The organism is Bradyrhizobium algeriense (genome assembly GCF_003062295.1).
GTDB lineage: Bacteria > Pseudomonadota > Alphaproteobacteria > Rhizobiales > Xanthobacteraceae > Bradyrhizobium > Bradyrhizobium algeriense.
Genome location: NZ_PYCN01000022.1, coordinates 67,809 through 92,878 on the forward strand (window position 1 = coordinate 67,809; position 25,070 = coordinate 92,878).

30 protein-coding genes and 1 pseudogene are annotated in these 25,070 nt (G+C 63.9%); 24 read left to right on the top strand and 7 right to left on the bottom strand.

Translation table 11 applies throughout. The annotated features are described in order from the left end of the window. Positions 1-167 precede the first annotated feature (167 nt). The 21 genes and pseudogenes from C7G61_RS30850 to C7G61_RS30940 all read left to right on the top strand — a co-directional run bounded on the left by C7G61_RS30850 (position 168) and on the right by C7G61_RS30940 (position 15,432). The gene (locus C7G61_RS30850; RefSeq protein ID WP_108520958.1) at positions 168-395 is read left to right on the top strand and encodes a hypothetical protein; all 228 of its coding nucleotides are present in this window, start codon (positions 168-170) and stop codon (positions 393-395) included. 30 nt (positions 396-425) lie between these two features. Further along, a complete protein-coding gene (locus C7G61_RS46210; RefSeq protein WP_108520960.1) occupies positions 426-644 on the top strand; it encodes a GDCCVxC domain-containing (seleno)protein in 219 nt (72 codons plus the stop codon). 28 nt (positions 645-672) lie between these two features. After that, on the top strand, positions 673-1,311 hold the full coding sequence (locus C7G61_RS30860; RefSeq protein WP_108520962.1) for a cation efflux transmembrane domain-containing protein: 639 nt from the start codon (positions 673-675) through the stop codon (positions 1,309-1,311). Between the two features lie 159 nt (positions 1,312-1,470). Further along, on the top strand, positions 1,471-1,809 hold the full coding sequence (locus tag C7G61_RS30865; RefSeq protein ID WP_108520964.1) for a hypothetical protein: 339 nt from the start codon (positions 1,471-1,473) through the stop codon (positions 1,807-1,809). Positions 1,810-2,021: 212 nt separating this feature from the next. Continuing rightward, entirely contained in the window at positions 2,022-2,159 is a 138-nt protein-coding gene (locus C7G61_RS44950; RefSeq protein ID WP_190242038.1) for a hypothetical protein, read from the top strand. A gap of 387 nt (positions 2,160-2,546) precedes the next feature. Then, positions 2,547-2,762: a hypothetical protein gene (locus tag C7G61_RS30870; RefSeq protein ID WP_108520966.1), complete on the top strand. Its 216-nt coding sequence runs from the start codon at positions 2,547-2,549 to the stop codon at positions 2,760-2,762. A 2-nt stretch (positions 2,763-2,764) separates the two neighbouring features. Further along, a complete protein-coding gene (locus C7G61_RS30875; RefSeq protein ID WP_190242039.1) occupies positions 2,765-3,520 on the top strand; it encodes a metal ABC transporter ATP-binding protein in 756 nt (251 codons plus the stop codon). After that, on the top strand, positions 3,520-4,389 hold the full coding sequence (locus C7G61_RS30880; protein WP_108520970.1) for a metal ABC transporter permease: 870 nt from the start codon (positions 3,520-3,522) through the stop codon (positions 4,387-4,389). Before C7G61_RS30875 ends, C7G61_RS30880 begins: the two co-directional genes overlap by 1 nt. A gap of 2 nt (positions 4,390-4,391) precedes the next feature. Then, positions 4,392-5,264 carry a metal ABC transporter solute-binding protein, Zn/Mn family gene (locus C7G61_RS30885; protein ID WP_108520972.1) on the top strand — a complete coding sequence of 291 codons (873 nt, stop codon included), beginning with the start codon at positions 4,392-4,394 and terminating at the stop codon, positions 5,262-5,264. A gap of 57 nt (positions 5,265-5,321) precedes the next feature. After that, complete coding sequence (locus C7G61_RS30890; RefSeq protein ID WP_108520974.1) at positions 5,322-6,377, top strand: CobW family GTP-binding protein; 1,056 nt, start codon at positions 5,322-5,324, stop codon at positions 6,375-6,377. Continuing rightward, positions 6,377-7,393 (top strand): WD40 repeat domain-containing protein, encoded by a 1,017-nt coding sequence (locus C7G61_RS30895; RefSeq protein ID WP_190242040.1) that lies wholly within the window; start codon positions 6,377-6,379, stop codon positions 7,391-7,393. Before C7G61_RS30890 ends, C7G61_RS30895 begins: the two co-directional genes overlap by 1 nt. Positions 7,394-7,426: 33 nt before the next feature. Continuing rightward, positions 7,427-8,143 carry an MgtC/SapB family protein gene (locus tag C7G61_RS30900; RefSeq protein WP_108520980.1) on the top strand — a complete coding sequence of 239 codons (717 nt, stop codon included), beginning with the start codon at positions 7,427-7,429 and terminating at the stop codon, positions 8,141-8,143. Positions 8,144-8,161: 18 nt separating this feature from the next. Next, positions 8,162-8,294: pseudogene (locus tag C7G61_RS46215) on the top strand (WD40 repeat domain-containing protein); the annotation flags it as partial. A gap of 124 nt (positions 8,295-8,418) precedes the next feature. Continuing rightward, on the top strand, positions 8,419-8,715 hold the full coding sequence (locus C7G61_RS30905; RefSeq protein WP_244608543.1) for a hypothetical protein: 297 nt from the start codon (positions 8,419-8,421) through the stop codon (positions 8,713-8,715). A gap of 233 nt (positions 8,716-8,948) precedes the next feature. Continuing rightward, positions 8,949-9,890, top strand: coding sequence for a dioxygenase family protein (locus C7G61_RS30910; RefSeq protein WP_108520985.1), 942 nt, complete (start codon positions 8,949-8,951; stop codon positions 9,888-9,890). A gap of 89 nt (positions 9,891-9,979) precedes the next feature. Further along, positions 9,980-11,224 (top strand): amino acid ABC transporter substrate-binding protein, encoded by a 1,245-nt coding sequence (locus tag C7G61_RS30915; protein ID WP_108520988.1) that lies wholly within the window; start codon positions 9,980-9,982, stop codon positions 11,222-11,224. A gap of 56 nt (positions 11,225-11,280) precedes the next feature. Next, positions 11,281-12,147 carry a branched-chain amino acid ABC transporter permease gene (locus tag C7G61_RS30920; protein WP_244608544.1) on the top strand — a complete coding sequence of 289 codons (867 nt, stop codon included), beginning with the start codon at positions 11,281-11,283 and terminating at the stop codon, positions 12,145-12,147. After that, the gene (locus C7G61_RS30925) at positions 12,144-13,109 is read left to right on the top strand and encodes a branched-chain amino acid ABC transporter permease (RefSeq protein WP_244608545.1); all 966 of its coding nucleotides are present in this window, start codon (positions 12,144-12,146) and stop codon (positions 13,107-13,109) included. The genes C7G61_RS30920 and C7G61_RS30925 overlap by 4 nt, the downstream gene beginning before the upstream one ends. Next, positions 13,106-13,843, top strand: coding sequence for an ABC transporter ATP-binding protein (locus C7G61_RS30930; RefSeq protein ID WP_108520993.1), 738 nt, complete (start codon positions 13,106-13,108; stop codon positions 13,841-13,843). The genes C7G61_RS30925 and C7G61_RS30930 overlap by 4 nt, the downstream gene beginning before the upstream one ends. Further along, positions 13,833-14,570, top strand: coding sequence for an ABC transporter ATP-binding protein (locus C7G61_RS30935; RefSeq protein ID WP_108520995.1), 738 nt, complete (start codon positions 13,833-13,835; stop codon positions 14,568-14,570). Before C7G61_RS30930 ends, C7G61_RS30935 begins: the two co-directional genes overlap by 11 nt. A 121-nt stretch (positions 14,571-14,691) precedes the next feature. Further along, positions 14,692-15,432 carry an acetoacetate decarboxylase gene (locus C7G61_RS30940; protein WP_190242041.1) on the top strand — a complete coding sequence of 247 codons (741 nt, stop codon included), beginning with the start codon at positions 14,692-14,694 and terminating at the stop codon, positions 15,430-15,432. Between the two features lie 87 nt (positions 15,433-15,519). On the opposite strand, the gene C7G61_RS30945 is transcribed toward C7G61_RS30940, so the two are convergent. The 7 genes from C7G61_RS30945 to C7G61_RS30975 all read right to left on the bottom strand — a co-directional run bounded on the left by C7G61_RS30945 (position 15,520) and on the right by C7G61_RS30975 (position 20,899). Beyond that, positions 15,520-15,741 (bottom strand): hypothetical protein, encoded by a 222-nt coding sequence (locus C7G61_RS30945; protein WP_108521000.1) that lies wholly within the window; start codon positions 15,739-15,741, stop codon positions 15,520-15,522. A gap of 226 nt (positions 15,742-15,967) precedes the next feature. Further along, a complete protein-coding gene (locus C7G61_RS30950) occupies positions 15,968-17,398 on the bottom strand; it encodes a homospermidine synthase (protein WP_108521002.1) in 1,431 nt (476 codons plus the stop codon). A 42-nt stretch (positions 17,399-17,440) separates the two neighbouring features. Continuing rightward, positions 17,441-17,830, bottom strand: a complete 390-nt coding sequence (locus C7G61_RS30955) for a RidA family protein (RefSeq protein WP_057855534.1) — start codon at positions 17,828-17,830, stop codon at positions 17,441-17,443. Positions 17,831-17,923: 93 nt separating this feature from the next. After that, positions 17,924-18,097, bottom strand: a complete 174-nt coding sequence (locus tag C7G61_RS44955) for a hypothetical protein (protein WP_190242042.1) — start codon at positions 18,095-18,097, stop codon at positions 17,924-17,926. Positions 18,098-18,101: 4 nt separating this feature from the next. Further along, complete coding sequence (locus tag C7G61_RS30960; protein ID WP_108521004.1) at positions 18,102-18,725, bottom strand: GNAT family N-acetyltransferase; 624 nt, start codon at positions 18,723-18,725, stop codon at positions 18,102-18,104. Positions 18,726-18,844: 119 nt separating this feature from the next. Continuing rightward, complete coding sequence (locus tag C7G61_RS30965) at positions 18,845-19,987, bottom strand: type III PLP-dependent enzyme (RefSeq protein WP_108521006.1); 1,143 nt, start codon at positions 19,985-19,987, stop codon at positions 18,845-18,847. Positions 19,988-20,638: 651 nt separating this feature from the next. Then, positions 20,639-20,899 (bottom strand): hypothetical protein, encoded by a 261-nt coding sequence (locus tag C7G61_RS30975; RefSeq protein ID WP_108521008.1) that lies wholly within the window; start codon positions 20,897-20,899, stop codon positions 20,639-20,641. Between the two features lie 231 nt (positions 20,900-21,130). Between C7G61_RS30975 and C7G61_RS30980 the strand changes: the two genes are divergently transcribed. From C7G61_RS30980 to C7G61_RS30990, 3 genes are read left to right on the top strand one after another with little or no spacing between them, the layout of a single operon-like run. Then, positions 21,131-23,221, top strand: coding sequence for a M3 family metallopeptidase (locus C7G61_RS30980; RefSeq protein WP_108521010.1), 2,091 nt, complete (start codon positions 21,131-21,133; stop codon positions 23,219-23,221). A 13-nt stretch (positions 23,222-23,234) separates the two neighbouring features. Continuing rightward, positions 23,235-23,870 carry a DUF1007 family protein gene (locus tag C7G61_RS30985; RefSeq protein WP_108521013.1) on the top strand — a complete coding sequence of 212 codons (636 nt, stop codon included), beginning with the start codon at positions 23,235-23,237 and terminating at the stop codon, positions 23,868-23,870. Between the two features lie 5 nt (positions 23,871-23,875). Further along, positions 23,876-24,976 (top strand): nickel/cobalt transporter, encoded by a 1,101-nt coding sequence (locus C7G61_RS30990; RefSeq protein WP_145963712.1) that lies wholly within the window; start codon positions 23,876-23,878, stop codon positions 24,974-24,976. The last annotated feature ends 94 nt before the right edge of the window (positions 24,977-25,070 follow it).

The window sequence follows — 25,070 nt, forward strand, 5'->3', positions numbered from 1 at the left end:
CAGGGTGGCGTTGAAGGTCGGCAAGCCGCCGCTTGTGATTGCTTATGTCGTCGCCTGGGCGCCGTTCGCCTTCCAGCGGATGATTCTCTGGGAATCCCGGGTCGCGATGGTGATCGGAGAGCCGTGAGGCGGGCGAGGCTGATCGCAAGGCTTCCAATGCGAAGCTGATGACCCGCTTGCTTGAACAGGCTGTCGAAGCCGTATCAGCATTGCCCGACGAGGCGCAGGACGATCTCGCGCGAATTCTCCTGCAACTCGCAGGCGTGGACCAGCCGCCCTATGAGCTCACGCCTGAGGAAGCCGCCGACCTCGATGCTTCGCTCGCCGAAGCCGCGAAGGGTGAGTTCGCGACGGATGAAGAGGTCCGCGCGGTCTGGGCAAAGCATGGGTTGTGAATTTGGGGTGTCCTAGTTCAGTCTGAGGCCATGCAGCTTGAATCGACACTGACCTGTCCCGCGTGTGGGCACCAGGCCACCGAGACCATGCCGACAGACGCCTGCCAGTTCTTCTACGACTGTCGGAACTGCGGCACCCGGCTCAAGCCCAAGCCGGGCGATTGCTGTGTTTACTGCTCTTACGGAACCATGCCGTGCCCGCCGGTCCAGATAGACGGCAAGGGAACGTGTTGCAGCGTGATTGTGTAACGTTGCTGCCTGCGACTATCTTCCGGTCATGGCGGACCACTGCTGCGCTCCACCACCGTTGAATCTCGGCCCGCGCCAGGACGTGAGCGCGTTCCGGCGCGTCTTGTGGGCCGTGCTCGGCATCAATGCTGCGATGTTCATGGTCGAGATCGGCGCGGGCCTGGCTGCGGGCTCTGCCGCCCTTCAAGCCGACGCGCTCGACTTTCTGGGCGATGCGGCGAACTACGCGATCAGCCTGTTGGTGGTCGGCATGGCCTTGCGTTATCGGGCCAGCGCCGCGCTTGCCAAGGGCGCCACGATGGGCGTCTTCGGGCTGTGGGTTATCGGCGTCACCGGCTGGCATGCCCTGCACGGCACGCTGCCTCAGGCCATCACCATGGGCAGCGTCGGCTTTGCCGCGCTGGTCGCCAACGCGCTGTCCTTTTACCTGTTGTGGCGGCACCGCACGGGTGACGCCAACATGCGGTCGGCCTGGATTTGCACGCGCAATGACGTGTTGGGCAATCTGGCTGTGCTGCTGGCTGCGCTTGGCGTGTTCGGCACCGGCACCGGCTGGCCCGACATTATCGTCGCCGCGATCATGGCCATGCTTGCGCTGCAAGGCGCAGTGACGGTCGTGCGGCACGCTCTGGCCGAATTGAAGCCGCCCGCCGCAGCGACGGCTTAAGCCGCGGCCTCACCCCGGGCCCGCGAATTGCACAACGCTACCTCCCAGCACCCGCGGCCATAGCCCCAACCGAACGACCTGGGCGCTTGATCTATGTCAAAGGGCGCTCCACCGGCAAAAGCACGGTTTAAGCCGCGGGGATTAGCAATGGAGTAGATCATGAAAATGACTTTGAGAACGGTGGCCGTTGCTGCGTCGACGTTCGCATGCGCGGCGTTGTTTTCGCCTGGCTGGTCCGATCAAGGCGGGATATCGCTGTCGATCAATAAAGCCGAGGCGCAGAAGCGGGTCTATATCACGCGTGGTTACGCCGCGAGGGCTGTCTATGTCGAGCCGGGCTCCTGGTACGCCGTGAGGGCCTACTACTTCAATGGCCCCTGGAGTGGGCGTGGGTACAGCTACACAGGCTGGCCTGACTACGCAGCGCGCAATGGCATTGGCTGCACGCCCGGTACTGCGATCAAGGGCGGCGACAGCATCATGTACGTCTGTCAGTAGAGTTTATTTTATACGTGGGGCCAGGTTGCGATGATGGCGACCTGGCCCAACACCTGTGTTGTTCAGCCAGCAAAGCACTGGTGAACGCGGTTATGTCTGCTGCGAGGGTAACCCGCACGACTGATCCGTCTCACCGCCTCGTCTCTCGCTGGCAACCACGTTATCGCGACGCAGGCCCGGAACATGTTCCGTATCCTCATCGTTAATAATTTATGAAAGCAGTCACCGCCGCATTTGTTGCTGTGTTCGTTTTGTGGGTTGTTGATGTCAATTTCAACGGTGGCCGTTACACCGGCGCTGCCGTGCAGATGATCCGGCTGGCGGCCTCATCGATGGGTATTCGAATTTGAGGCTCCCCGGCCGGCGGCCGTGTTGAAGCGGCGGGTCCGGCTTCAGCCCTCCGCCGACCTACCAAGGCCTGTGCTGCCTGCCGGGCAAATCACGCCAGCGCTTGGTCCAGTATCCGGTGTAAAAATATTCCCCTTTTGTTCTTACACAAATCTGTGCGCAATTGCACACGAGACCGCGGGCGCAGCGTGCACCCGGTCTTCCCTGCGCCCACTCTCCTTTTAAGAGGGGGAAATCGAAGCAAGCCTCGGGCGGAATGCGCCGCGAGAACGCGAAGGTGTGTCGTAGGATGGGTAGAGCGAAGCGAAACCCATCGTCACGCGCGCCGGCTTGATGGGTTTCGCTTCGCTCTACCCATCCTACAGGTAGCCACCACGTGGACTCCCGTAATGTTATATTATAACGTCTTTCCCATGCCTCACGACCATTCCCACGATCACGCGCACCATCACCACGGCCACGCCCATTCCCATGGCCCGGCGACGCCGCATCCGGCGCAGCCGGCCCCCTGGTCGATCCTGCGCATGACCGTGACCGCGCGCCTTGCCGCGGCGCTGGCCGTCAGCGCTGGGCTATGGGTCGTCGTGCTGGTGGCGATGAGGTGAGCATGGCGGCGCAGCTCAAATTCCACAACGTTACGCTCGGCTACGACCGGCACCCGGCCGTGCATCACCTCAAGGGCGAGGTCGCTTCCGGTGCGCTGCTGGCGGTGATCGGACCGAACGGCGCCGGCAAGTCGACGCTGTTTCGCGGGCTCGCCGGCATTTTGAAACCGCTCTCGGGATCGATCGATCTCGGCGGCCTCGATATCCGCGACATCGCCTATCTGCCGCAGAGCGTCGACATCGACCGGACTTTCCCGATTTCAGTGTTCGATCTGGTCGGCACCGGCCTGTGGCGCTCGACCGGGTTTTTCGGCGGCATGGGCAAATCAGCGCGGGACAAGATCACCAAGGCGCTCGCCGCCGTCGGCCTCAACGGTTTTGAAAACCGCTCGATCGGCACGCTGTCCGGCGGGCAGATGCAGCGCATGCTGTTCGCGCGCGTGCTGCTGCAGGACGCGCGCCTGATCGTGCTCGACGAGCCGTTCAACGCCATCGACGCGAAAACCTCGGCCGACCTGCTCGCGCTGGTGAAGCGCTGGCACGGCGAGGGCCGCACGGTGCTGGCCGCCCTGCACGACATGGAGCTGGTGCGCGACCATTTCCCCGAAACCTTGCTGCTCGCGCGCGGACCGGTGGCCTGGGGCCCGACCGCGGAAGTGCTGACCACCGAAAACCTGATGGTGGCCTTGCGGATGTGCGAGGCGTTCGACGATACCGCCGCCGCCTGCGCGGACGACATGCCATCGCGGGCCGCCTGATGCTGTACGACGCGCTGATCGCGCCCTTCACCGAATTCGAGTTCATGCGCCGCGCGCTCGCCGCCGTGATCGCGCTGGCGCTGGGCGCAGCACCAATCGGCGTGTTCCTGATGCTGCGGCGGATGAGTCTCGTCGGCGACGCCATGGCGCATGCGATCCTGCCGGGGGCTGCGATCGGCTTCCTCGTATCGGGCCTCAATTTGTTTGCGATGACGACCGGCGGGCTGATCGCGGGCTTTACGGTCGCGCTGCTCGCGGGTCTCGTCGCGCGCAACACGGAGCTGAAGGAGGACGCTTCGCTTGCGACCTTCTATCTGGTGTCGCTCGCGCTCGGCGTCACCATCGTTTCCGTCAAGGGCACCAATATCGATCTGCTGCACGTGCTGTTCGGCAACATTCTCGCAATGGACGACCAGACGCTGCTCGTCATCGCCTTCAACGCCACCCTCACGCTGCTGGTGATGGCGGTGATCTACCGGCCGCTGGTGATCGAATGCGTCGATCCGCTGTTCCTGCGCACGGTCTCTCGCGCCGGGGCGCCCGCGCATCTGGCGTTTCTGGCGCTGGTCGTGATCAACCTCGTCAACGGCTTTCACGCCCTCGGCACGCTGCTCGGCGTCGGGTTGATGATCCTGCCCGCCGGCATCGCGCGGTTCTGGTCGCGCGACATTACCGGCATGATCTGCATCGCGGTCGCCAGCGCCATTGTCTCCGGCTATGCCGGGCTGGTGCTGTCGTTCCAGACCCGGATTCCCTCGGGGCCGGCGATCATACTCGTGGCGGCAGGGCTCTATCTGGCGTCGCTGTTGTTCGGCAATGTCAGCGGCCTGGTGCGGCAGTTGTTTCCCGGCCGTCACCTCGAGGCGTGAAGATGCAGCGACTGTGTTTGCTTATCTGTTTGGGATTGATCGCGGTCAGCAGCCCAGTGCGGGCGCAGGACCGGCTCAACGTCGTCGCCAGCTTCTCGATCCTTGGCGATTTCGTTCGCAATGTCGGCGGCGACCGGGTCAACGTCACCACGCTGGTCGGCCCCAACAGCGATGCACATGTCTATGTGCCGACGCCGGCGGATGCAAAGAGGGTGGCGGACGCGAAGCTCGTCTTCGTCAACGGTCTCGGGTTCGAGGGCTGGCTGTCGCGGCTGTTGAAGGCCGCCGGCGGCAAGGCTTCCATCGTGACTACGACATCAGGCATCGCGCCGCTCAAGCTCGGCTCGATAGCCGATCCGCATGCCTGGCAATCGGTCGCCAACGCGAAGGTCTATGTCGCCAATATCCGCGATGCGCTGGTGGCGGCGGCTCCCGCTGATGCCGGTGCCTTCAAAGCTAATGCGGCTGCCTATCTGGCCGATCTCGACGCGCTGGACCGCGAACTGCGCGAGGCGATCGCGAAAATTCCGGAAAGCCGGCGCAAGGTGATCTCGACCCACAATGCCTTCGGCTATTTCGCCGCCGCCTATGGTGTTGAATTCATCGCGCCGCTCGGCGTCTCGACCGAATCCGAGGCCAGCGCCCGCGACATCGCCAAGATCATCACCCAGATCAGGGCCACCAAAATACCGGCCGTGTTTCTGGAAGATATCACCGACCCTCGCCTGATGGGCCGGATCTCGGCCGAGACCGGCGCCAGGGTCGGCGGAACGCTGTATTCGGATAGCTTGACCGGCGAAAAGGGCGATTCTCCCACTTACATTGCGATGGTCAGGCACAATATAAAGGCCCTGACCAGCGCGCTGAGCCCATAGGGCAGGGGCCCTCCTTGCCTGCCGGCGCGCCCAATACAATTCCGCTCCGGAGCGACTATGCCAGATTTGACGTCCCAAAAAATTCCAGTGACCGTGCTGACGGGCTATCTCGGCGCCGGCAAGACCACGCTTTTGAACCGCATCCTGTCGGAAAACCACGGCAAGAAATACGCCGTCATCGTCAACGAATTCGGCGAGATCGGCATCGACAACGACCTCATCATCGGCGCCGACGAAGAAGTGTTCGAGATGAACAATGGCTGCGTCTGCTGTACCGTGCGCGGCGACCTCGTGCGCATCATGGACGGGTTGATGAAGCGCAAGGGCAAGTTCGACGCCATCATCGTCGAGACCACGGGATTGGCCGATCCGGCCCCGGTGGCGCAGACTTTTTTCGTCGACGAAGACGTACAGAAGAACGCCCGGCTCGATGCGGTCGTCACCGTCGCCGACGCCAAATGGCTGAGCGATCGTCTGAAGGATGCGCCGGAAGCCAAGAATCAGATCGCATTCGCCGACGTGATCGTGCTGAACAAGACGGACCTCGTCTCCAAGCCAGAGCTGGCCGAAGTCGAGGCCCGCATCCGCGGCATCAACCCTTACGCAAAGCTGCACCGCACCGAGCGCTGCAAGGTGGCGCTGTCGGATGTGCTGGAACGCGGCGCGTTCGACCTGGATCGCATCCTGGAGATCGAGCCGGAATTCCTCGATGCCGGCGATGGCCATGATCATCACCACGACCACGATCATCATCATGGGCACGACCACCACGATCACGGCCACAGCCATGGCGGGTTGAAGCATTACCATGACGAGGACATGCAATCGTTGTCGCTGCGGTCGGACAAGCCGCTCGACCCGACTCTATTCATGCCCTGGCTGCAAAACCTCGTCGCCACCGAGGGGCAGAAGATCCTGCGCTCGAAAGGCATCCTCGCCTTCACCGACGACGATGACCGCTACGTCTTCCAGGGCGTGCACATGATGCTGGAGGGCGATCACCAGCGGAAGTGGAAGGACGGCGAGGCGCGCGAAAGCCGCGTCGTCTTCATCGGCCGCGAATTGCCGGAGCAGATGATCCGCGACGGCTTTGAAAGCTGTATCGTCACGTGATGAAAGAGTTCGATCCGGGCGAAGCGCCCTCCATCGCTTCCATCACCGACCAGGTGCGGGCGTTGCCTGTCGGCATGCCCGTCAGCTCGATCCATTTCCTCGGCGATACCGCGGTGTTTGTCGGTGCCGAGGAGCACGCGGCGATGGTGGACCAGGCGGGCGAAGTCTCGAAAGTCACCATCCACGGCGGCGCCGTCCTATGTGCGGCGTCCGACGGCAAGCGAATCGTCACCGGCGGCGATGATGGCAAGGTCGTTGCGCTCGACGCCAAGGGCGAGGTCACGGTGCTGGCGACCGACGCAAAGCGGCGCTGGATCGATAACGTCGCGCTGCATCCCGATGGCGCCGTGGCGTGGTCGGCCGGCAAGACCGCGTTCGTCCGCAGCGGCAAGGGCGAGGAAAAGAGTTTTGATGCGCCCTCGACCGTCGGCGGGCTTGCTTTCGCGCCCAAGGGATTGCGCGTGGCGGTCGCCCACTACAACGGCGTGACGCTGTGGTTTCCCAACATGGCGGCGAAGCCGGAATTTCTGGAATGGGCCGGCTCGCATCTCGCCGTCACCTTCAGCCCGGACAACAAATTCCTCGTCACCGCGATGCACGAGCCGGCGCTGCACGGCTGGCGGCTTGCCGATAACAGGCACATGCGGATGAGCGGCTATCCCGGCCGCGTCCGCTCGATGTCGTGGAGCACGGGCGGCAAGGGGCTCGCCACCTCGGGCGCCGATACCGTGATCATCTGGCCGTTCGCCAGCAAGGACGGTCCGATGGGCAAGGAGCCCGCGATGCTGGCGCCGCTGCAGGCGCGCGTCTCCATGGTCGCCTGTCATCCGAAGCAGGACATCATGGCCGCAGGCTATGGCGACGGCACCGTGCTGATCGTGCGGCTCGAGGACGGCGCGGAAATCCTGGTGCGCCGCAATGGCAGCGAGCCGGTCTCTGCGCTGGCCTGGAACGCCAAGGGTACGCTGCTGGCCTTCGGCACCGAGGACGGCGACGCCGGGATGCTGGAGTTTTAATCGATCCGTCGTATTCAGCCGTTATGTGGGGCCATGCGGTTTCTAACGACCTTCCAGATTCACGATTTTCTCGACACGCTGGTCAGTCTGACCGCCGCGTTCGTGCTCGGCACCTTGATCGGTGCGGAGCGGCAATATCGGCAGCGCACCGCGGGCTTGCGCACCAATGTGCTGGTCGCCGTTGGCGCAGCGGCCTTCGTCGACCTTGCCATGAACCTGACCGCTGCCGAGGGTGCGGTGCGCGTGATTGCCTACGTCGTGTCGGGGATCGGCTTCCTCGGAGCCGGCGTCATCATGAAACAGGGCATGGACGTGCGCGGCCTCAACACCGCGGCGACGCTGTGGGCATCGGCCGCGGTCGGATCCTGCGCCGGCGCCGACATGGTCGCCCAGGCGGTGGCGCTGACGGTCTTCGTGATCGCCGGCAATACGTTGCTGCGTCCCCTCGTGAACGCGATCAATCGGATTCCGCTCAACGAGCAGTCGTTGGAAGCAACCTATTATTTCAAGCTCGCGGTCACCCCTGAAGCGCTGCCCGATATGCGCGACCGCCTGGTGGAGAGGCTGGAAGCCGCCAACTATCCGGTGGCCGATGTCAATGTGGTCGAACTCGGCGACAATCTCCTGGAGATCGTGGCGACGCTGGTCAGCACCGCGGTCAATCCCAACGAACTCAATCCCGTTGTGGTCGACCTGCAGCACCAAGCCGGCGTAAGACATGCCACCTGGGAAGTGAGCACGACGGATTAGTTCCGCCATGCATGAGCCGGCACCGTGCTGAACGTGCGGCTCGAGGACGGCGTGGAAATCCTGGTGCGCTGCAATGGCAGCCTGGAACGCCAAGGGCACGCTGCTGGCTTTCGGCACCGAGGATGGCGATGCCGAAATCCTCGAATTTTAGGTGTTTCGAGCGGGCGCTGGTTCCCCGAGGAACCATGCGCCCCGCCGGCCGTTGAAGCTTACGAACAAATTCGTGGGGTTGAACGATGCCTGCCGATGACCGCCAACGCGAATACCGACGGGAAATGTTGCTCGCGTCCCTGCTGATCGCGGCGGGGCTGGCCGCCTCAGCGCTTGCACTGACCGCGCTCACCTCGCGCGATGCCCAGAAAATCGCGCAGGCGACGCCGCCTACGCAATCGACGCCGGGCGCGGAGACGAAACCGCCCGCGCCACCCGAGCCGGGCACGACCGGCCAGAGACCCTCAGACGTTCCGCCGCAACCGGCCCGGCCCGACCCGGACGCGCAGAAGCGGGGCGCTCAGCCCGCGCTGCCGCCGGCGCCGGCAGAGAAGGCTGCGCCGCCGATCCGCGAGAAATGATCCCACTTTCGCCGCCCTGATTGTGCAATCGCAAAATCGTGGGCCGCCGAAATCTGCGGTGCGCTCTGACGCGTCATTGTGCAGCTAAGTGCCCCCATCGCCTCGTATCAATTCGTAGGAGGGGGCGCAGGCGCCGCCTTCGAACGCCTTGTGTTGATCCCCAACAAGCGGTTAGGCTTGCTGCAATAACAGCCGGCGGGTCGAATAACCGCCGGCAGCTCTGGGAGTGACGCATGCGTGAGTTAACGCCTGAAACGATCACGGACGCCGTGCTCGACCAGATGGCGACAACGCCGGACCCGCGCCTTAAAACGATCATGGCGTCGGCGGTCAAGCACCTCCATGCCTTCGCCCGAGAGGTCAACCTGACGCCGGCGGAATGGATCAAGGGCATCGAATTCATGACCGCCGCCGGCAAGATGTGCTCGCCGGAACGGCAGGAATTCATCCTGCTGTCCGACACGCTCGGCCTCTCGGCGCTCGTCAACGGCCTGCACGACGCCACCGCGCTGGAGGAAGCCACCCATACCAGCCTGCTCGGCCCATTTTACCGCGAGGCCACGCCGACGCTCGCCGCCGGCAGCTCGATCGCCAAAAATCCGAAGCCGGGCAGCGAATGCGTGCTTTACGGCCGCGTCACCGATGCCACCGGCAAGCCGGTCGCTGGCGCCACTGTCTCGATCTGGCAGACCGGCGCCGACGGGCTCTACGACATTCAGGCCAGCGCGACATCGGTCGATTATCGCGGCGTGTTCGCAACCGACGCGGATGGGCTCTATGTGCTGCGCACCGTGAAACCACTCGGATACTCGATCCCGATGGATGGGCCGGTCGGCACCATGGTGAAGGCGCAGGCACGGCATGGCATGCGGCCGGCGCATATTCACTTCCTGGTCGGCGCGCCCGGGTATCGTGAACTCGTCACTGCGCTCTATCTGCGCGACGATCCGCATTTGGCTGACGATGTCGTATTCGGCTCGTCGGGCGATCTCGCCGTCGACGTGGCGGCAAACGATCCGGACTGCCCGATCAAGGGGATGCCGAGCATCCGCTTCGACATGCGCCTTTCGCGCGAAAGCGAGGCCGACAAGACCAGCGGGCGCGTCGGCGCCGATCCGTCGGCGATCATGAAAAAATCCACCAAAAATGAACCCGCGCCGGTGGGAGCCAAATAGCCTCGGTCTGACCTAACCATTCGCAGCGACCGGACGGAGATCCGGCGGAGCCGTAATGACTGACAACAACGACAAATGAGGGGGATTCAATGAAGCGCAGGACGTTCCTTGGCGGCGCGATGGCCGTCGCGGTGGTTGGGCAGGGCTCGCGCGCGCTGGCGCAGCAGCCGCCCATCAAGATCGGCATGTCGATGCCGCAAACCGGCGGTCTCGCCGGCGGCGGCAAGGCTTCGCTGCTCGGTATCGAAATCTGGCGCGACGATATCAACGCCAAGGGCGGGCTGCTCGGCCGCAAGGTCGAGCTGGTCGTCTATGACGACAAGTCGAGCGCATCAGAGACGCCGGCGATCTACGCCAAGCTGGTCGATGTCGACAAGGTCGACCTGCTGTTCGCGCCCTATGCAACGGTGCCTACTGCGCCAATCATGCCGTTCGTCAAGCAGCGCGGCCTGCTGCTGATGGGTAATTTCTCGTTCCAGGTGAACAGCAAGGTCGGCCACGACATGTGGTTCAACAATGCCCCCTGGGGGCCGGCCGATAGCTGGGCGGCCTCGTTCCTCGATCTGGCGCAGAAGGCCGGCGGCAAGAGCATGGCGCTGCTCACGGCGGACCAGGAGTTCGCACAGAACCTCGCGCTGACCGCACGCGACGTCGCCAAGAAGCGCAACATCCCGGTTGTGTTCGACCAGAGCTATCCGCCGAACACGGTGGAATTCGCCTCCATCATCCGCGCGCTCAAGGCCGCCAAGCCCGATATCGTCTATGTCGCGTCCTATCCGCCCGACTCGGCCGGCATCCTGCGCGCCGTGAACGAGATCGGGATCGGCGACGACGTCAAGATTTTCGGCGGCGGCATGGTCGGCCTGCAGTTCGCGGCCGTGATGTCCAATCTCGGCTCGCTGCTCAATGGTGTCGTGAACTACAATACCTGGCTGCCGGAACCGAGCATGTATTTCGACGGCACCAAGGACTTTTTCGAGAAATACACCAAGCGCGCGGTGGAGGCCAAGGTCGATCCGCTCGGCTATTACCTGGCCCCGTTCGGCTATGCGATGGGCCAGATGATCGACGCGGCGGTCAATTCAACGAAGTCGCTCGACCAGAAGGGCATCGCTAAATATCTGCGCGAGAACGAGCACAAGACCATCGTCGGGCCGATCGCGTTTTCTGCCGATGGCGAGCGCAAGGAAACCGCGACGCTGCAGGCGCAGTTCCGCGGCGTGAAGGACAAGGATATCGAACAGTTCCGGTCCTCCGGCAAGCAGGTGATCCTGTTCCCGGACAAACTGAAGACTGGAAATCTCATCAGTCCCTTCGAGGCGGCCCGCAAATAGGCTAGCGGCCTTTTTTTCCGGTCCAGACGGGCCAAGGGGGATCTGAATTGTTTTCGATGGACCTGCTGCTAGGTGCTGTCGTGCTTGGGGTGCTGCTCGGCTGCTTCTATGCAGCCGTCAGCGTCGGGCTGTCCGTCTCGTTCGGACTGCTCGACGTTCCCCATGTTGCGCATCCGGCATTCCTGGTGCTCGCCTCCTACGGCGTGTACCAGCTCAACGAAAGCTACGACATCGATCCGTTGCTGGCGGGGCTCGCCATCACGCCGCTGTTTTTCCTGTTCGGCCTGCTCGCCTACCGCGTTTATTACGAGACCTTCGAGCGGCGCGGCACCGACGCAGGCGTGCGCGGCATCGCATTTTTCTTCGGCATCGCCTTCATCATCGAGGTGCTGATCATCCTTCAGTTCGGCGTCGACCAGCGCTCGGTCTCGGCGACCTATATCGGCAAGTCCTGGCGGTTCGGCGAGTTTCGGATCCCGATCCGGCAGCTCGTCGCGTTCGCGGTCGCGCTGGGGTTGACGGTGCTGCTCGCCGTGTATCTGTCGAAAACCTTCATGGGCCGCGCGATCCGTGCCGTAGCGCAGGACGAGGAGGCGCTGCGGCTGATGGGCGCCAATCCGGTCCGTATCAAGCAGTTTGCCTTCGGCATCGCCACCGCCGTGCTCGGGATCGCCGGTGCGCTCCTGATCATCGTGGCGCCGGTCGAGCCGACGCTCGACCGCGCCTATATCGGGCGGACCTTCTGCGTCGTCGTCATGGCCGGACTCGGTAGCATCAGCGGCACGCTGATCGCCGCCATTATCCTCGGCGTCGCCGAATCCATCGTGCTGACGATGTTCGGCGCTTCCTGGGCGCCGGCGATCTCGTTCGCGATGCTGCTTGGCGTGCTCGCCGTCCGGCCGCAAGGTCTGTTCGGCCGATGATGAAGCATCGCAACACCATCGCATTCTGGGCCGGCGTAGCCATCTTCCTCGCCGCCGTGCTGTCGATGACGCAAATCGTCCGCAACGAATATCCGTTTTTCGCCGGCTACGTCATCCTGCAGTTCATCGCGCTCGCGGTCGCCTGGAGCATCCTCGGCGGCTATGCCGGCTACGTCAATTTCGGCACCAACGCCTTTTTCGGCGTCGGCGTCTACACGGCGGTCGCCTTGTTCAAGGCGACGGGCGCGCCGCTGGTGGTGCAGATCGGCGCTGCCGCTGTTATCGGCATGCTGCTTGGCTTTGGGGTCGGTCTCCTGACCCTGCGGATGCGGGGAATCTTTTTCTCGATCGCGACCATTGCGCTGGCGATCATCATCGAAACCTTCGTGATGAACTGGCGGTTCGTCGGCGGTGCGGCCGGCATCCAGTTGCAGCGGCCGCCGGTGATGGCGCCGTTCGACAGTTATGTGAAGATGCTGTTTTTCGTGCAGGCGCTGCTGGTGGTCATTGCCGTTTCGATCGCGCGCTACATCCAGAATTCCCGGATCGGCCGCGGCCTGCAGGCGCTGAGGGATGACGAACTCGCGGCCGAATGCACGGGTGTGCCGACCCTGAAGCTGAAACTGGTCGCCTGCATGATATCGGGCGCGCTGATTTCCGCGGCCGGGGCGCCTGCCGCGATGTACCTGCAATATGCCGATCCCTCATCGGCATTCAATTTGAGCTACTCGGTCTCGGCCTTGGCGATGGCGCTGATCGGCGGGACCGCCCACTGGATCGGCCCGGTGCTCGGCGCCATCCTGCTCGGATCGACGCAGCAGCTTCTCGCCGTGACCATCTCCTCGGAAGTCAACGTGCTGGTGCTCGGCATCATGCTGGTGCTGTTTGTGGTCGGCGCGCCCAAGGGCATCATCGGGCTGCTGCGGCCGCGCTATCGTCTGCGCGCGGGAGGCAAGCCATGACGGTAACCGCCGCGCCGGACGCGCCCCTGCTGCAAGTCGGAAGCCTTACCAAGACCTTCGGCGGCTTCACCGCGCTCGACAATATCAGCGTCGATATCAGGAAAGGCGAACGCTTCGGCCTGATCGGGCCGAACGGCTCCGGCAAGACCACGCTGATCAACTGCATTTCCGGCGCGCTGCGTCCGCAGACCGGCAGCGTGGTGTTCTGCGGCGAGGACATCACCCAATTGCCGCCGCACTTACGCGCGCGCCGCGGCATCGCCCGCAGCTTCCAGATTCCGCGGCCGTTCAAGAGCATGACGGTGCTGGAAAATCTCATGGTCGGGCTCGACTTTGCCACCGTCGGTTCGAGCCTGCCGGAGGAAGACGTCGCGATGTCGATCCTGACGCGGATGGGCCTTGCCGCCAAGGCCGGCGCGCCGACCGATACGCTGAGCCAGGTGGAATTACGCAAGATGGAGCTCGCGCGCGCGATGGCGGTGCGGCCGAAGCTTTTGATTTCGGACGAGACCATGGCGGGGCTGTCCTCTTCCGAGGTCGACGAGGTGCTCGACCTGCTGATCAGCCTCGGCGAGGAGGACATCACCATCATCATGATCGAGCACATCATGCAGGCGGTGATGCGCTTCTCGGAGCGGGTGATGTGCCTCGACGCCGGAAAGATCATCGCGATCGGCGCGCCGGCCGAAGTGATGGCCAACAAGCGAGTGCAGGAGGCCTATCTTGGCACTTAGCCTTGCCATCGAGGGCCTCGATGCCGGCTACGGCGCCGTCAAGGCGCTGCGCGGCGTCACGCTTCATGTCGAGGCTGGCGAGACCGTCGCCTTGCTCGGCACCAACGGCAACGGCAAGAGCACGCTGATGAAGTGCATCATGGGCCTGGTCCGCCCGGATCACGGCCGGCTGTCGCTTTCGATCGACGGGCAGGTGCACGATCTGACCAAACTCTCGCCCGAGGCGATCGTCGATCTCGGCGTGGCGCTGGTGCCGGAGGGACGGCGGCTGTTTCCCAAGCTGACGGTTACGGAAAACCTGATGCTGGGCGCTTTCCGGAAAGTAGCCCGCGGCGCCATCCGGCAAAATCTCGCGCTGGCGTTCGAGACTTTTCCGGCCCTGAAGGAGCGCCGCAACCAGCTCGCCGGCACCATGTCCGGCGGACAGCAGCAGATGCTCGCGATTGCGCGCGCGCTGATGTCCTCGCCGCGCCTGCTGCTGATCGACGAGCCCTCGGTCGGGCTGTCGCCGCTATTGGTGTCGCAGACGATTACCAAGATCGGCGAGCTCAAGCAGCGCGTCGGACTTACGGTGCTGATGGCGGAGCAGAATTTCAACCAGGCGATTCGGATCGCCGACCGCGGTTACATCATCGTCCATGGCGAGATTGCGGTGGCGGCGCAGTCGGTCGACGAGTTGAAGGCCAACGACATCGTCAAGCGGCTCTATCTCGGCGGCGTCGTCTGAGGGAAATGACGGCATCGTGACGGTGTCTGCACCGTTCTGCCGGTTTTACGGCCTCGCCTGTTGCCGTCGGCTGCCCCATAATCTGTCATCGTGTCCGTGCAGATGACAGATGAGGCAAGCGATGAAGATCGATGACGTCAGGCGAACCGCCTATTCGATGCCGCTGACCAACCCGTCGTTCCCGCCGGGGCCGTATCGTTTCTTCAACCGCGAATATTTCATCATCACCTATCGCACCGACCCCGATGCGCTCGCCGCCGTGGTGCCCGAGCCGCTCGAAGTCACTGAGGCGGTCGTCAAATACGAATTCATCCGCATGCCTGATTCAACCGGCTTCGGCGATTACACCGAAACCGGCCAGGTGATCCCGGTCCGCTTCAAGGGCGAGGAGGGCGTCTACGTTCATTCGATGTATCTGGACGACGAGGGACCGATCGCCGGCGGCCGCGAGCTCTGGGGCTTTCCGAAGAAACTGGCTTCGCCGAAGATCGCCGTCGAGAGCGACGTGCTAGTCGGCACCTTGCACTACGGCTCGGTGCTGTGCGCCTCCGCTACCATGGGCTACAAGCACCGCCCGGTCGATCACGACGCGGTGCTAGAGGCGATGAAGGCGCCGAACTTCATGCTCAAGATCATCCCGCATGTCGACGGCAGCCCGCGGATCTGCGAACTAGTGCGCTATTATCTGGAAGATATCACGCTGAAGGAAGCATGGACCGGCCCCGCCGCGCTCGGCCTGTTTCCGCACGCGCTCGCCGACGTGGCACGGCTGCCGGTGCGCGAAGTGGTCTCCGCGCTGCATTTCAAGGCGGACCTGACGCTGGGGCTGGGCACGGTGGCGTTCGACTACATGACGAAGTGACGCGCGCCCATAGCGTTTTCGAGCGAAGTGGATACCGGTTCGCGTGAAGAAAATGCGTCAAAAACAAGAATCACTTTTTGCCCACGCTTACTGCGCGCCCCTCAGCGTGCAGGCGGTCGAGCAGGTCGTGGTCACGCCGCGCTCGCAGGCGATGCACACCGCGACGCACTGCTTCTTGTCCTTGGGATTGTACTGGCTGTAGAGCTTGCGGACGCAGTTGTCGATCGAGCCCGTGACGTCGTTGCTGCTCTCGGGCGTGCACGCAGCCAGGGCCGCGGCCGCCAGGATGATGGCAAGAATGACGCGCATGTTTGGTCGCTCCAACCGGGAGCCCTCGCTCATAAAGCTGCGGGCGACGGCCTTGGGCCCTCGCAGAAAATTACCCTTCAGGATGGCGCGATTGAATTAATCGAGTGTTACGCGGTCTCGAGGTTCCCTTGCGTAGTTCTACGCCCGGATTCGAGCCTGCAGCTGTGCACTGCAGCGGGAGCCTCCGGGACCGCGTGCCCTCTCTGGCTATGCCGTGCCGGCGCTGTCAGCGCACCAGCACGTTGCGGAATTGCCAGGGATCCGACGTGTCGATGTCTTCCGGGAATAGTCCTGGCCGGTCCGACAGCGGCGTCCAGTCGGTGTAAAAACCCTTCACCGGGCCAAGGTACGGCATCTGGATTTCGAGGCAGCGGCGGAAATCCATCTCGTCGGCCTCGACGATTCCGGCTTCGGGATTCTCCAGCGCCCACACCATGCCGGCCAGCACCGCTGATGACACCTGCATGCCGGTAGCGTTCTGGTAGGGGCAGATGCGCCGCGTTTCCTCGATCGAGAGCTGCGAGCCGTACCAATAGGCGTTCTTGCCGTGGCCGTAGAGCAGCACGCCAAGCTCGTCGATGCCGTCCTCGATCTCGTTCTCATCCAGGATGTGCCACTTCGGCTGCATCTTGCCGGTCGCGCCAAAGATCTCGTGCAGCGACAGCACGGCGTCGTTGGCCGGGTGATAAGCGTAGTGGCAGGTCGGGCGGTAGACCACCTTCGACCCGTCGCGCACGGTGAAATAGTCCGCGATCGAGATCGACTCGTTATGGGTGACGAGGAAGCCATATTGCGCGCCCGGCGTCGGACACCAGGACCGCACGCGCGTGTTGGCGCCGGGCTGCAGCAGATAGATAGCTGCCCCACAGCCCTCGGTGTGCGCCCGGCCGTTCTCCGGCATCCACGTCTCGTGCGTGCCCCAGCCGAGTTCGGCCGGCTGCATGCCCTCGGAAACAAAGCCTTCAACCGACCAGGTGTTGACGAACACGTTGATCGGCTTCGGCTTCTTCGAGCGCTGGGTATCGCGCTCGGCGATGTGGATGCCCTTGACGCCGAGCTTGTGCGCGAGCTGGCCCCAGCCTTCGCGGCTCTTCGGCTCGTTGACCTCGACGCCCGTGTCGCGGGCGATGTCGAGCAGCGCCTGCTTGACGAACCACGACACCATGCCGGGATTGGCGCCGCAGGTGGAAACCGCCGTGGTGCCGCCGGGGCTCTTGTGCTTGGCCGCCAGCAGCGTCTCGCGCAGCGCGTAGTTGGAGCGCTTCTCGGGACCGATGTTCTTGTCGAAATAGAAGCCGAGCCACGGCTCCACGACGGTGTCGATGTAGAGCGCGCCGATCTCGCGGCACAGCGTCATGATGTCGACCGACGAAGTATCGACCGAAAGGTTGACGCAAAAGCCCTGGCCGCCGCCTGAGGTCAATAGCGGCACCAGCACCTCGCGGTAGTTCTCGCGGGTGATGCCCTCCTTGATGAAGCGCACGCCGTGCTGCTTGGCGAGCTCGCCATCCTCATGCGGGTCGATGATCACAAAGCGCGACTTGTCATAGTCAAAGTGGCGTTCGATCAGGGGCAGCGTGCCTTTGCCGATCGAGCCGAAGCCGATCATGACAATGGGGCCGGAAATTTTCGCATGGATTTGCGCGGACGGGCTCATAAGTGGGTCTCCGGAAAAATACGATCTGTCGTGAAGGTGGGATCAGGCAGTGCGGCGCTTCGCGGTGACTTCAATCTCGACCTTCATCTCGGGTCTTGCGAGGCCAACGACGATCAGCAACGTCGCCGCGGGGCGAATGTCGCCGAGGACTTCGCCACAGACGGCGAAGTGGGCATCCACGTCCTTGGCGTCAGTGACGTAGTAGGTCGCGCGGACGATATCGGCCATCGCGAAGCCGCCCTCTTTCAGGGCGGCCTCGATTGTCCTGAAGCAGTTCCGTGACTGGCTCGTGACATCCGCCGGCATCGTCATGGTGGCGTAATCGTAGCCGGTGGTGCCGGCGACGAAGGCGAAGTCGCCGTCGATGACGGCGCGGCTGTAGCCGACGGTCTTCTCAAGGGGCGAGCCGGTGGAGATCAGGCGACGGGGCATCGGAACCTCGATCGTGGGAAGGACTGGGGATGATCCGGGCGGGTTTGGCGCGGTTTAAGGGCTTTTCGCCCGTGCGCGCAACCCCTCGCGGGCCTAGCGGGATGGCCTGACAACGTCGGAGGCCGGAGGCGCGGAGCCGCCCCAACGGCGCACCAGGAGGTCGCGCACGATCAGGACCGAGATCACGATCAGGAGCACCGTGGTGATGACGCTGCGGAAGCGTGGGCGGGCGCTGGCGCTCGGCTTGGGAAGAGGGTTCTCCGGCATGGCATCAAGCCACGCGCGGCACGAGCAGCGACTTCCTGGCGCGGCCTGCCTTGAGGCCTGCCTTGGGGCCTGCCTTGGGTTTAGGCAGCGGCGCGCCAGTTGCGGCGATCATGCCCCAGGCACTATCGAGCGCGCCCTCGCACAGCTCCAGGCCGAGCAGCCGATTGCGCTCGAACGCGCCCGGTAGCCGCAGCTCCCCCGTCTTGGCGCTCGAGAAGCCGAAGCGGGCGTAATAGGGCTCATCGCCCAGCAGGATTACCGCGCGATGGCCACGCGCCTTCGCCGCCGCGAGCGCGTGGTCCATCAGCGCAGCCCCGACGCCAAGCTGACGGGAGGAAGCCTCCACCGCCAGCGGGCCGAGCATGAGCGCCGGGATGCCCCCGGCGCTGACGTGCCACAACCGCACAGACCCGACCACCCGGCCCTGGCGCACGGCCGACAAGGCAAGGCCTTCGGCGGGCGCGCGTCCGTCACGCAGGCGCTGGCAGGTGCGCGTATGGCGGTTGTCGCCAAAGCAGGCATCCAGCAGCGCTTCACGCGCGGCGACGTCCGAGGCCTGCTCCGTACGGATCGCGAACGGAGCGGCATCGGAGATGAGGACAGCAATGGTCTTCCGCAAAGCAGTCATGGCACGTCAGTCCCCGCTCGCAACGGCTGTACGCCGCGCCAAGCGTTGTCAGAAAATCGGCAAATGACGGGGAGGGAGCCGGCGCACCGGCTCCCGTTATTCGAGCCTCAAACGAGGCGTCAGATGTGGTAGGTTCTGAGCGGCGGGATGCCGTTGAACGCCACCGACGAGTAGGTCGACGTATAGGCCCCGGTGCCTTCGATCAGCAGCTTGTCGCCGATCTCGAGCGTCACCGGAAGCGGATACGGCATCTTCTCGTACAGCACGTCGGCGGAATCGCAGGTCGGCCCCGCGAGCACGCACGGCGTCATGTCCGCGCCGTCATGCGGCGTGCGGATGGCGTAGCGGATCGACTCGTCCATCGTCTCGGCGAGACCGCCGAACTTGCCGATGTCGAGATACACCCAGCGCACCTCGTCCTCGTCGCTTTTCCTGGAGATCAGAACGACTTCGGTCTCGATCACGCCGGCGTTGCCGACCATGCCGCGGCCCGGCTCGATGATGGTCTCCGGGATCTGGTTGCCAAAGTGCTTGCGCAGCGCACGGAAGATCGACCGGCCGTATTGCACGACCGGAGGAACGTCCTTGAGGTACCTGGTCGGGAAGCCGCCGCCCATGTTGACCATGGACAGGCTGATCCCGCGCTCCGCGCAGTCCCGGAACACCGTCGAGGCCATCGCCAGCGCGCGGTCCCACGCCTTCACCTTGCGCTGCTGCGAGCCGACATGGAACGAGATGCCGACCGGCTCCAGGCCCAGACGCTTGGCGAGGTCGAGCACCTCGACCGCCATCTCCGGGTCGCAACCGAACTTGCGCGACAGCGGCCACTCGGCGCCTGCGCAGTCATAAAGAATGCGGCAGAACACCTTGGCGCCGGGGGCGGCACGAGCGACCTTTTCGACCTCGGCGGCGCAGTCGACCGCGAACAGGCGAATGCCGAGCGCGAAGGCGCGCGCGATGTCACGCTCCTTCTTGATCGTATTGCCATAGGAGATGCGGTCAGCCGTCGCACCGGCAGTCAGCGCCATTTCGATCTCGGCGACGGTGGCCGTGTCGAAGCACGAGCCCATCGAGGCCAAAAGCGACAGCACTTCCGGCGCCGGGTTTGCCTTCACCGCGTAGAACACGCGGCTGTCCGGCAAGGCCTTCGCGAAGGTCTGGTAGTTGTCGCGCACGACTTCGAGGTCGACCACGAGGCACGGCTCGGTGTCCTGGCCCTCGCTGCGGCGGTTGCGCAGGAATTCCTGAATACGTTCGGTCATAGCACCCTCCAAACGGCCCAGCGACGGGACCCGTTCAAATGTGATCTCGGACATGAGTTTGCTGGCGTTGCCGCACGATGGAGACGCGACAAGGCCTTGAACTCAGACCGAATTGTGCTGCCGTGGATTGGTCGGGAATTTTCCCGCCCGCACACCTGGCAATGAAGGACAAGCCTTTTCAGTAGCCCGCGCCGGCGTTGGAATGCCGGTAGAGACCAAAAAAGCCCGATCCGTCGTTGCTTTAAGTCGCGTCCCCCGTTGAGAGCGGGGTGCGCCGGTTCGCCTCCGGCTGCCAGTCACGGTTGCAAAGGATGGCGAGACCTTCGACGGCATCTCTTGAGAGAGATGCTGGCCGCTTATGGAGCGACCCTCGGTTCTTCCACCCCTTGGCGGCTGTCCGGCCTCTTGTCCGGATACCTACCGACTGACACACGACCACAGGCACGTGCGAAATTGGGCAAGGCTGGAAATAAGACTTTTGATTCTGCTTCGCAACAATTTTTTTAGGCTGGGGACAGATTTCCCCATGCGTGCTTACAAATTGGTTCTCGGCGCGCGCGGCCGGTGAACAAACATGAATGGACGTTAAGATTTCTGGAAAGATGCGCGAGCGCTTCAGCGCCTGTGCCGCAGCGCTTTCTTGAATGCGCGTCAGGCGCGCTTGAAGAACGGCTCGATGCGTTGCGCGGCGCGGATGAACGCCACCATGATCAGCACGCCGATCCCGAACAGCACCGCCTGGAGAATATGCGCGGCGGTGTCGTCGAGGCCGAACAGGATCGCGAGCGCCCAGCCGCCGGCAAACGCCGCGCCGAACACTTCGGCGCCGATCAGGATCGCCGCCGAGATGACGGTGATGACGCTCGGCCAGACGATCGCGCGAGAGGAGGTGGAAGCGGGCTGTGGGCTCATGGAAAAGGTCCTGTTCAAGGGGCGCAATCTCTCCGAAAAGGGCCGATCTATCAAGCACAAAAGGCCCAAAAATGCCGCATCGCGTGATATAGATTGCCGCATGTTCCAGAGCGTTTTTTCGGGCGAAGTGGTGACCGGTTCGCGCTAAAGAAAACGCGTCAAACCAAAGTTGGAGCCCGGCCCTGATCAATCAGGGCCGAGAGGGCTCCAGAGGAAAAGACGGGATTTGTGATGTCAGAAACCCTGCAGACGGCAGCCGCTCCGGAAGCCGGAGCAAATCCGCTGCTCCAACCGTGGCAGACGCCGTTCGAGACGCCGCCTTTCGCCGAGATCGAGCCGGAGCACTTCCTGCCCGCCTTCGAGCGGGCCTTTGCCGACCATGCCGCCGAGATCGCGGCGATCACCCATGATCCCACCCTGCCGGACTTCGCCAACACCATCACGGCGCTGGAGCGCTCCGGCAAGCTGCTCTCCAAGGTCGCGGCCGTGTTCTACGACCTGGTCTCGGCGCACTCCAATCCGGCGATCCTGGAGATCGACAAGGAAGTCTCCTTGCGGATGGCGCGGCACTGGAACCCGATCATGATGAACGCGGTGCTGTTCGGCCGCATCGCGATGCTGCACGAGAAGCGCGCCAAGCTCGGCCTGACGGCTGAACAGATGCGGCTGCTGGAGCGTACCTACACCAATTTCTACCGCGCCGGCGCCGGCCTCGACGAGGCCGCCAAGAAGCGGCGGGCCGAGATCAACGAGCGGCTGGCCCAGCTCGGCACCTCGTTCAGCCACCATCTGCTCGGCGACGAGCAGGACTGGTTCATGGAGCTCGGCGAGGACGACCGCGCCGGTCTCCCCGAAGCCTTCGTCGCCGCGGCGAAGGCGACCGCCGAAGAGCGGGGCATGGCAGGCAAGGCGATCGTGACGCTGTCGCGCTCTTCAGTCGAGCCGTTCCTGAAGAGTTCGTCGCGCCGCGACCTGCGCGAGAAGGTCTTCAAGGCCTTCACCGCGCGCGGCGACAATGGCAACGCCAACGACAACAACGCCACGATCGTGGAGATCCTCGAGCTCCGCGAGGAGGCCGCCAAGATCATGGGCTTTGCGACCTACGCCGCCTACCGGCTGGAGGATTCCATGGCCAAGACGCCGGAAGCGGTGCGCGGCCTGCTGGAGCGGGTCTGGAAGCCGGCCCGGGCGCGGGCGCTTGCCGACCGCGACGCCCTGCAGGAACTGATCACAGAGGAGGGCGGCAATTTCAGTCTCGCTCCCTGGGACTGGCGCTACTACGCCGAAAAGCTTCGCCAGCGCCGCGCCGATTTCGACGATGCGGCTATAAAACCCTATCTGGTCCTCGACCACATGATCGAGGCGGCCTTCGACTGCGCCACCCGCCTGTTCGGGATCACCTTCGCCGAGCGCAAGGACGTTCCGGTCTGGCATCCGGACGTCCGGGTCTGGGAGGTCAAGGACGCCGCCGGCCAGCACAAGGCGCTGTTCTACGGCGATTACTTTGCGAGGTCCTCAAAACGCTCCGGCGCCTGGATGACCTCGCTGCGCGACCAGCAGAAGCTCGACGGCGAGACCGCCCCGCTGATCATCAATGTCTGCAATTTCGCCCGGGGCGCCAATGGCGAGCCGTCGCTGCTGTCGCCGGACGATGCGCGGACGCTATTCCACGAATTCGGCCATGGCCTGCACGGCATGCTGTCCAACGTGACCTATCCCTCGCTGTCCGGCACGTCCGTGTTCACCGACTTCGTCGAATTGCCCTCGCAGCTCTACGAGCACTGGCAGGAGCAGCCGCAGGTGCTGCGGCAGTTCGCAAAGCACTACCAGACCGGCGAGCCGCTGCCGGACGACCTGCTGCAGCGCTTCCTCGCCGCGCGAAAATTCAACCAGGGCTTTGCTACCGTGGAGTTCGTCTCCTCGGCACTGATCGACCTCGAATTCCACACCCAGCCGGCCGCCGCTAGCCGCGACGTCGGCGCGTTCGAGAAGGCGGAGCTGGAAAAAATCGGCATGCCCGCGGAAATCGCGCTGCGGCACCGGCCCACGCAGTTCGGCCATATCTTCTCCGGCGATCACTATGCGTCCGGCTATTACAGCTACATGTGGTCGGAAGTGATGGACGCCGACGCCTTCGGCGCCTTCGAGGAGGCTGGCGACATCTTCGATCCCGCCACCGCCAAACGCCTGCATGACGACATCTATTCGTCAGGCGGCTCGCGCGAGCCCGAGGAAGCCTATGTCGCGTTCCGTGGTCGCGAGCCGGAGGCGGACGCGCTGTTGCGGCGGCGAGGCCTGCTCGAAGCAACACCGGCGGCCTGAGGTGACATCAACGATGCACAGGTTATTCGGTTTGCTCCTCCTCGCTGCTGGCATCGCGCTTGGCACGGCCACCGCCGAGGCGCATCCGCACGTCTGGATCACTGCGAAGAGCGAAGTGGTCTATGCGCCCGACGGCTCGATCACGGGCGTCCGCCACGCCTGGACCTTTGACGAAATGTTCACCACCTACGCGCTGCAGGGGCTCGCGACCAAGACCAAGGGCGTCTACACCCGCGAAGAACTGGCGCCGCTGGCGCAGACCAATGTCGAATCGCTGAAGGAGTTCAACTTCTTCACCTTCGCCAAGGCCGACGGCAAGAAGGAGAAGTTTGTCGAGCCGGTGGATTATTTCCTCGAATACAAGGACAGCGAATTGACGCTGCATTTCATGCTGCCGGTCAAGACGCCGTTCAAGGCGAAGCAGACGGCGCTTGAAGTCTTCGACCCGTCCTACTTCATCGACTTCAAGTTCGACGACAAGGACCCGATCAAGCTCAACGGTGCGCCCGCCGCCTGCAAGATGCAGTTCCAGCGGCCGAATGACGGCACCGCCAATGCGCAACGCCTCAACGAAAACAATTTCATGAATGGCGACAATTCCAACTATGGCGCGATGTTCGCCAACAAGATCATGGTTGATTGCCCGTGAGGCGGATGCCCGCCGGCCTTGCGCGAGGCATAACGGTCACACTTGCCGCGCTTGCGGCCGTCATGGTGTTCGACGCGGCCGTGCACGCCTTGATGGCGCAGAATCCGTTCGGCGGCCCGCGACCTTCTGCCGAGCCGCAGGTCGGCGGCGTCATCGGATGGATCCTCGCCAAGCAATCCGAATTCTATCGCGAGATGTCGGCGACCATCCGCGCGGCGAAGTCGGATGGCAGCGCGGTCTGGACGCTGCTTGGGATTTCCTTTGCCTACGGCGTCTTTCACGCCGCCGGACCCGGCCACGGCAAGGCGGTGATCTCGTCCTATCTCGTCGCCAACGAGGAAACCGCGCGCCGCGGCATCGTGCTGTCGTTCGCCTCGGCGTTGCTGCAGGCGCTGGTGGCGGTGGCGCTGGTTGCGGTTCTCGCCTGGCTGCTTAGTTCTACCGCCAAGACGATGTGCTCCGCGGAGAAGGCGATCGAGATCGCAAGCTACGCCTTGATCGCGGCGTTCGGCGCCCGGCTGGTCTGGACCAAGGGCGGCGGTTTTATGCGGGCGTTGCAGGCAAAGCCGGCGCCGGCGATGGCGGCTGCGCATCATCATGATCACGATCATCATGATCACAGCCACGATCACGGCCATCATCACCATGATCACCACCACGGCCCTGACCACGCTCACAGCCACGACCACTCTCACGGTCATGGTCACGTTCACGACGAGCATTGCGGCCATTCGCACGGGCCGACGCCGGATCAACTCGCCGGCCCCGGCGGCTGGCGGCGCGGCCTGGGCGCGATCTTCGCCGTCGGCATGCGGCCCTGTTCGGGCGCGATCCTGGTGCTGGTGTTTTCGCTGGCGCAGGGCCTTTTCCTGGCCGGCATCGCCGCGACCTTCGTGATGGGGCTCGGCACCGCGATTACGGTCGCAACCATCGCCGTGATTGCCGTGTCCGCCAAGGGTCTTGCCCGCCGGCTCAGCGCCGGACGCGAAGGCGGCGGTGCGCTGATTATGCGCGGCATCGAGTTCGGCGCGGCTGGCCTGGTGCTGCTGTTCGGCCTCGGCCTGTTGTTCGGCTATCTCGCCGCCGAACGCGCGACGTGTTTGTGACTGTGTGGTCGTAGCCCGGAGGGAGCCAACGGGTCGCGCGAATGCGCGCCCGATGACAGGCTCCGCGCAATCAGGGGCCGGAGAGCCCGCGAAC

Bases quoted from the DNA above. Each gene is read 5' to 3' on its own strand.
- C7G61_RS30850 (WP_108520958.1), top strand. From the start codon at position 168: ATGACCCGCTTGCTTGAACAGGCTGTCGAAGCCGTATCAGCATTGCCC.
- C7G61_RS46210 (WP_108520960.1), top strand. From the start codon at position 426: ATGCAGCTTGAATCGACACTGACCTGTCCCGCGTGTGGGCACCAGGCC.
- C7G61_RS30860 (WP_108520962.1), top strand. From the start codon at position 673: ATGGCGGACCACTGCTGCGCTCCACCACCGTTGAATCTCGGCCCGCGC.
- C7G61_RS30865 (WP_108520964.1), top strand. From the start codon at position 1,471: ATGAAAATGACTTTGAGAACGGTGGCCGTTGCTGCGTCGACGTTCGCA.
- C7G61_RS44950 (WP_190242038.1), top strand. From the start codon at position 2,022: ATGAAAGCAGTCACCGCCGCATTTGTTGCTGTGTTCGTTTTGTGGGTT.
- C7G61_RS30870 (WP_108520966.1), top strand. From the start codon at position 2,547: ATGTTATATTATAACGTCTTTCCCATGCCTCACGACCATTCCCACGAT.
- C7G61_RS30875 (WP_190242039.1), top strand. From the start codon at position 2,765: ATGGCGGCGCAGCTCAAATTCCACAACGTTACGCTCGGCTACGACCGG.
- C7G61_RS30880 (WP_108520970.1), top strand. From the start codon at position 3,520: ATGCTGTACGACGCGCTGATCGCGCCCTTCACCGAATTCGAGTTCATG.
- C7G61_RS30885 (WP_108520972.1), top strand. From the start codon at position 4,392: ATGCAGCGACTGTGTTTGCTTATCTGTTTGGGATTGATCGCGGTCAGC.
- C7G61_RS30890 (WP_108520974.1), top strand. From the start codon at position 5,322: ATGCCAGATTTGACGTCCCAAAAAATTCCAGTGACCGTGCTGACGGGC.
- C7G61_RS30895 (WP_190242040.1), top strand. From the start codon at position 6,377: ATGAAAGAGTTCGATCCGGGCGAAGCGCCCTCCATCGCTTCCATCACC.
- C7G61_RS30900 (WP_108520980.1), top strand. From the start codon at position 7,427: ATGCGGTTTCTAACGACCTTCCAGATTCACGATTTTCTCGACACGCTG.
- C7G61_RS30905 (WP_244608543.1), top strand. From the start codon at position 8,419: ATGTTGCTCGCGTCCCTGCTGATCGCGGCGGGGCTGGCCGCCTCAGCG.
- C7G61_RS30910 (WP_108520985.1), top strand. From the start codon at position 8,949: ATGCGTGAGTTAACGCCTGAAACGATCACGGACGCCGTGCTCGACCAG.
- C7G61_RS30915 (WP_108520988.1), top strand. From the start codon at position 9,980: ATGAAGCGCAGGACGTTCCTTGGCGGCGCGATGGCCGTCGCGGTGGTT.
- C7G61_RS30920 (WP_244608544.1), top strand. From the start codon at position 11,281: ATGGACCTGCTGCTAGGTGCTGTCGTGCTTGGGGTGCTGCTCGGCTGC.
- C7G61_RS30925 (WP_244608545.1), top strand. From the start codon at position 12,144: ATGATGAAGCATCGCAACACCATCGCATTCTGGGCCGGCGTAGCCATC.
- C7G61_RS30930 (WP_108520993.1), top strand. From the start codon at position 13,106: ATGACGGTAACCGCCGCGCCGGACGCGCCCCTGCTGCAAGTCGGAAGC.
- C7G61_RS30940 (WP_190242041.1), top strand. From the start codon at position 14,692: ATGAAGATCGATGACGTCAGGCGAACCGCCTATTCGATGCCGCTGACC.
- C7G61_RS30945 (WP_108521000.1), bottom strand. From the start codon at position 15,741: ATGCGCGTCATTCTTGCCATCATCCTGGCGGCCGCGGCCCTGGCTGCG.
- C7G61_RS30950 (WP_108521002.1), bottom strand. From the start codon at position 17,398: ATGAGCCCGTCCGCGCAAATCCATGCGAAAATTTCCGGCCCCATTGTC.
- C7G61_RS30955 (WP_057855534.1), bottom strand. From the start codon at position 17,830: ATGCCCCGTCGCCTGATCTCCACCGGCTCGCCCCTTGAGAAGACCGTC.
- C7G61_RS44955 (WP_190242042.1), bottom strand. From the start codon at position 18,097: ATGCCGGAGAACCCTCTTCCCAAGCCGAGCGCCAGCGCCCGCCCACGC.
- C7G61_RS30960 (WP_108521004.1), bottom strand. From the start codon at position 18,725: ATGACTGCTTTGCGGAAGACCATTGCTGTCCTCATCTCCGATGCCGCT.
- C7G61_RS30965 (WP_108521006.1), bottom strand. From the start codon at position 19,987: ATGACCGAACGTATTCAGGAATTCCTGCGCAACCGCCGCAGCGAGGGC.
- C7G61_RS30975 (WP_108521008.1), bottom strand. From the start codon at position 20,899: ATGAGCCCACAGCCCGCTTCCACCTCCTCTCGCGCGATCGTCTGGCCG.
- C7G61_RS30980 (WP_108521010.1), top strand. From the start codon at position 21,131: ATGTCAGAAACCCTGCAGACGGCAGCCGCTCCGGAAGCCGGAGCAAAT.
- C7G61_RS30985 (WP_108521013.1), top strand. From the start codon at position 23,235: ATGCACAGGTTATTCGGTTTGCTCCTCCTCGCTGCTGGCATCGCGCTT.
- C7G61_RS30990 (WP_145963712.1), top strand. From the start codon at position 23,876: ATGCCCGCCGGCCTTGCGCGAGGCATAACGGTCACACTTGCCGCGCTT.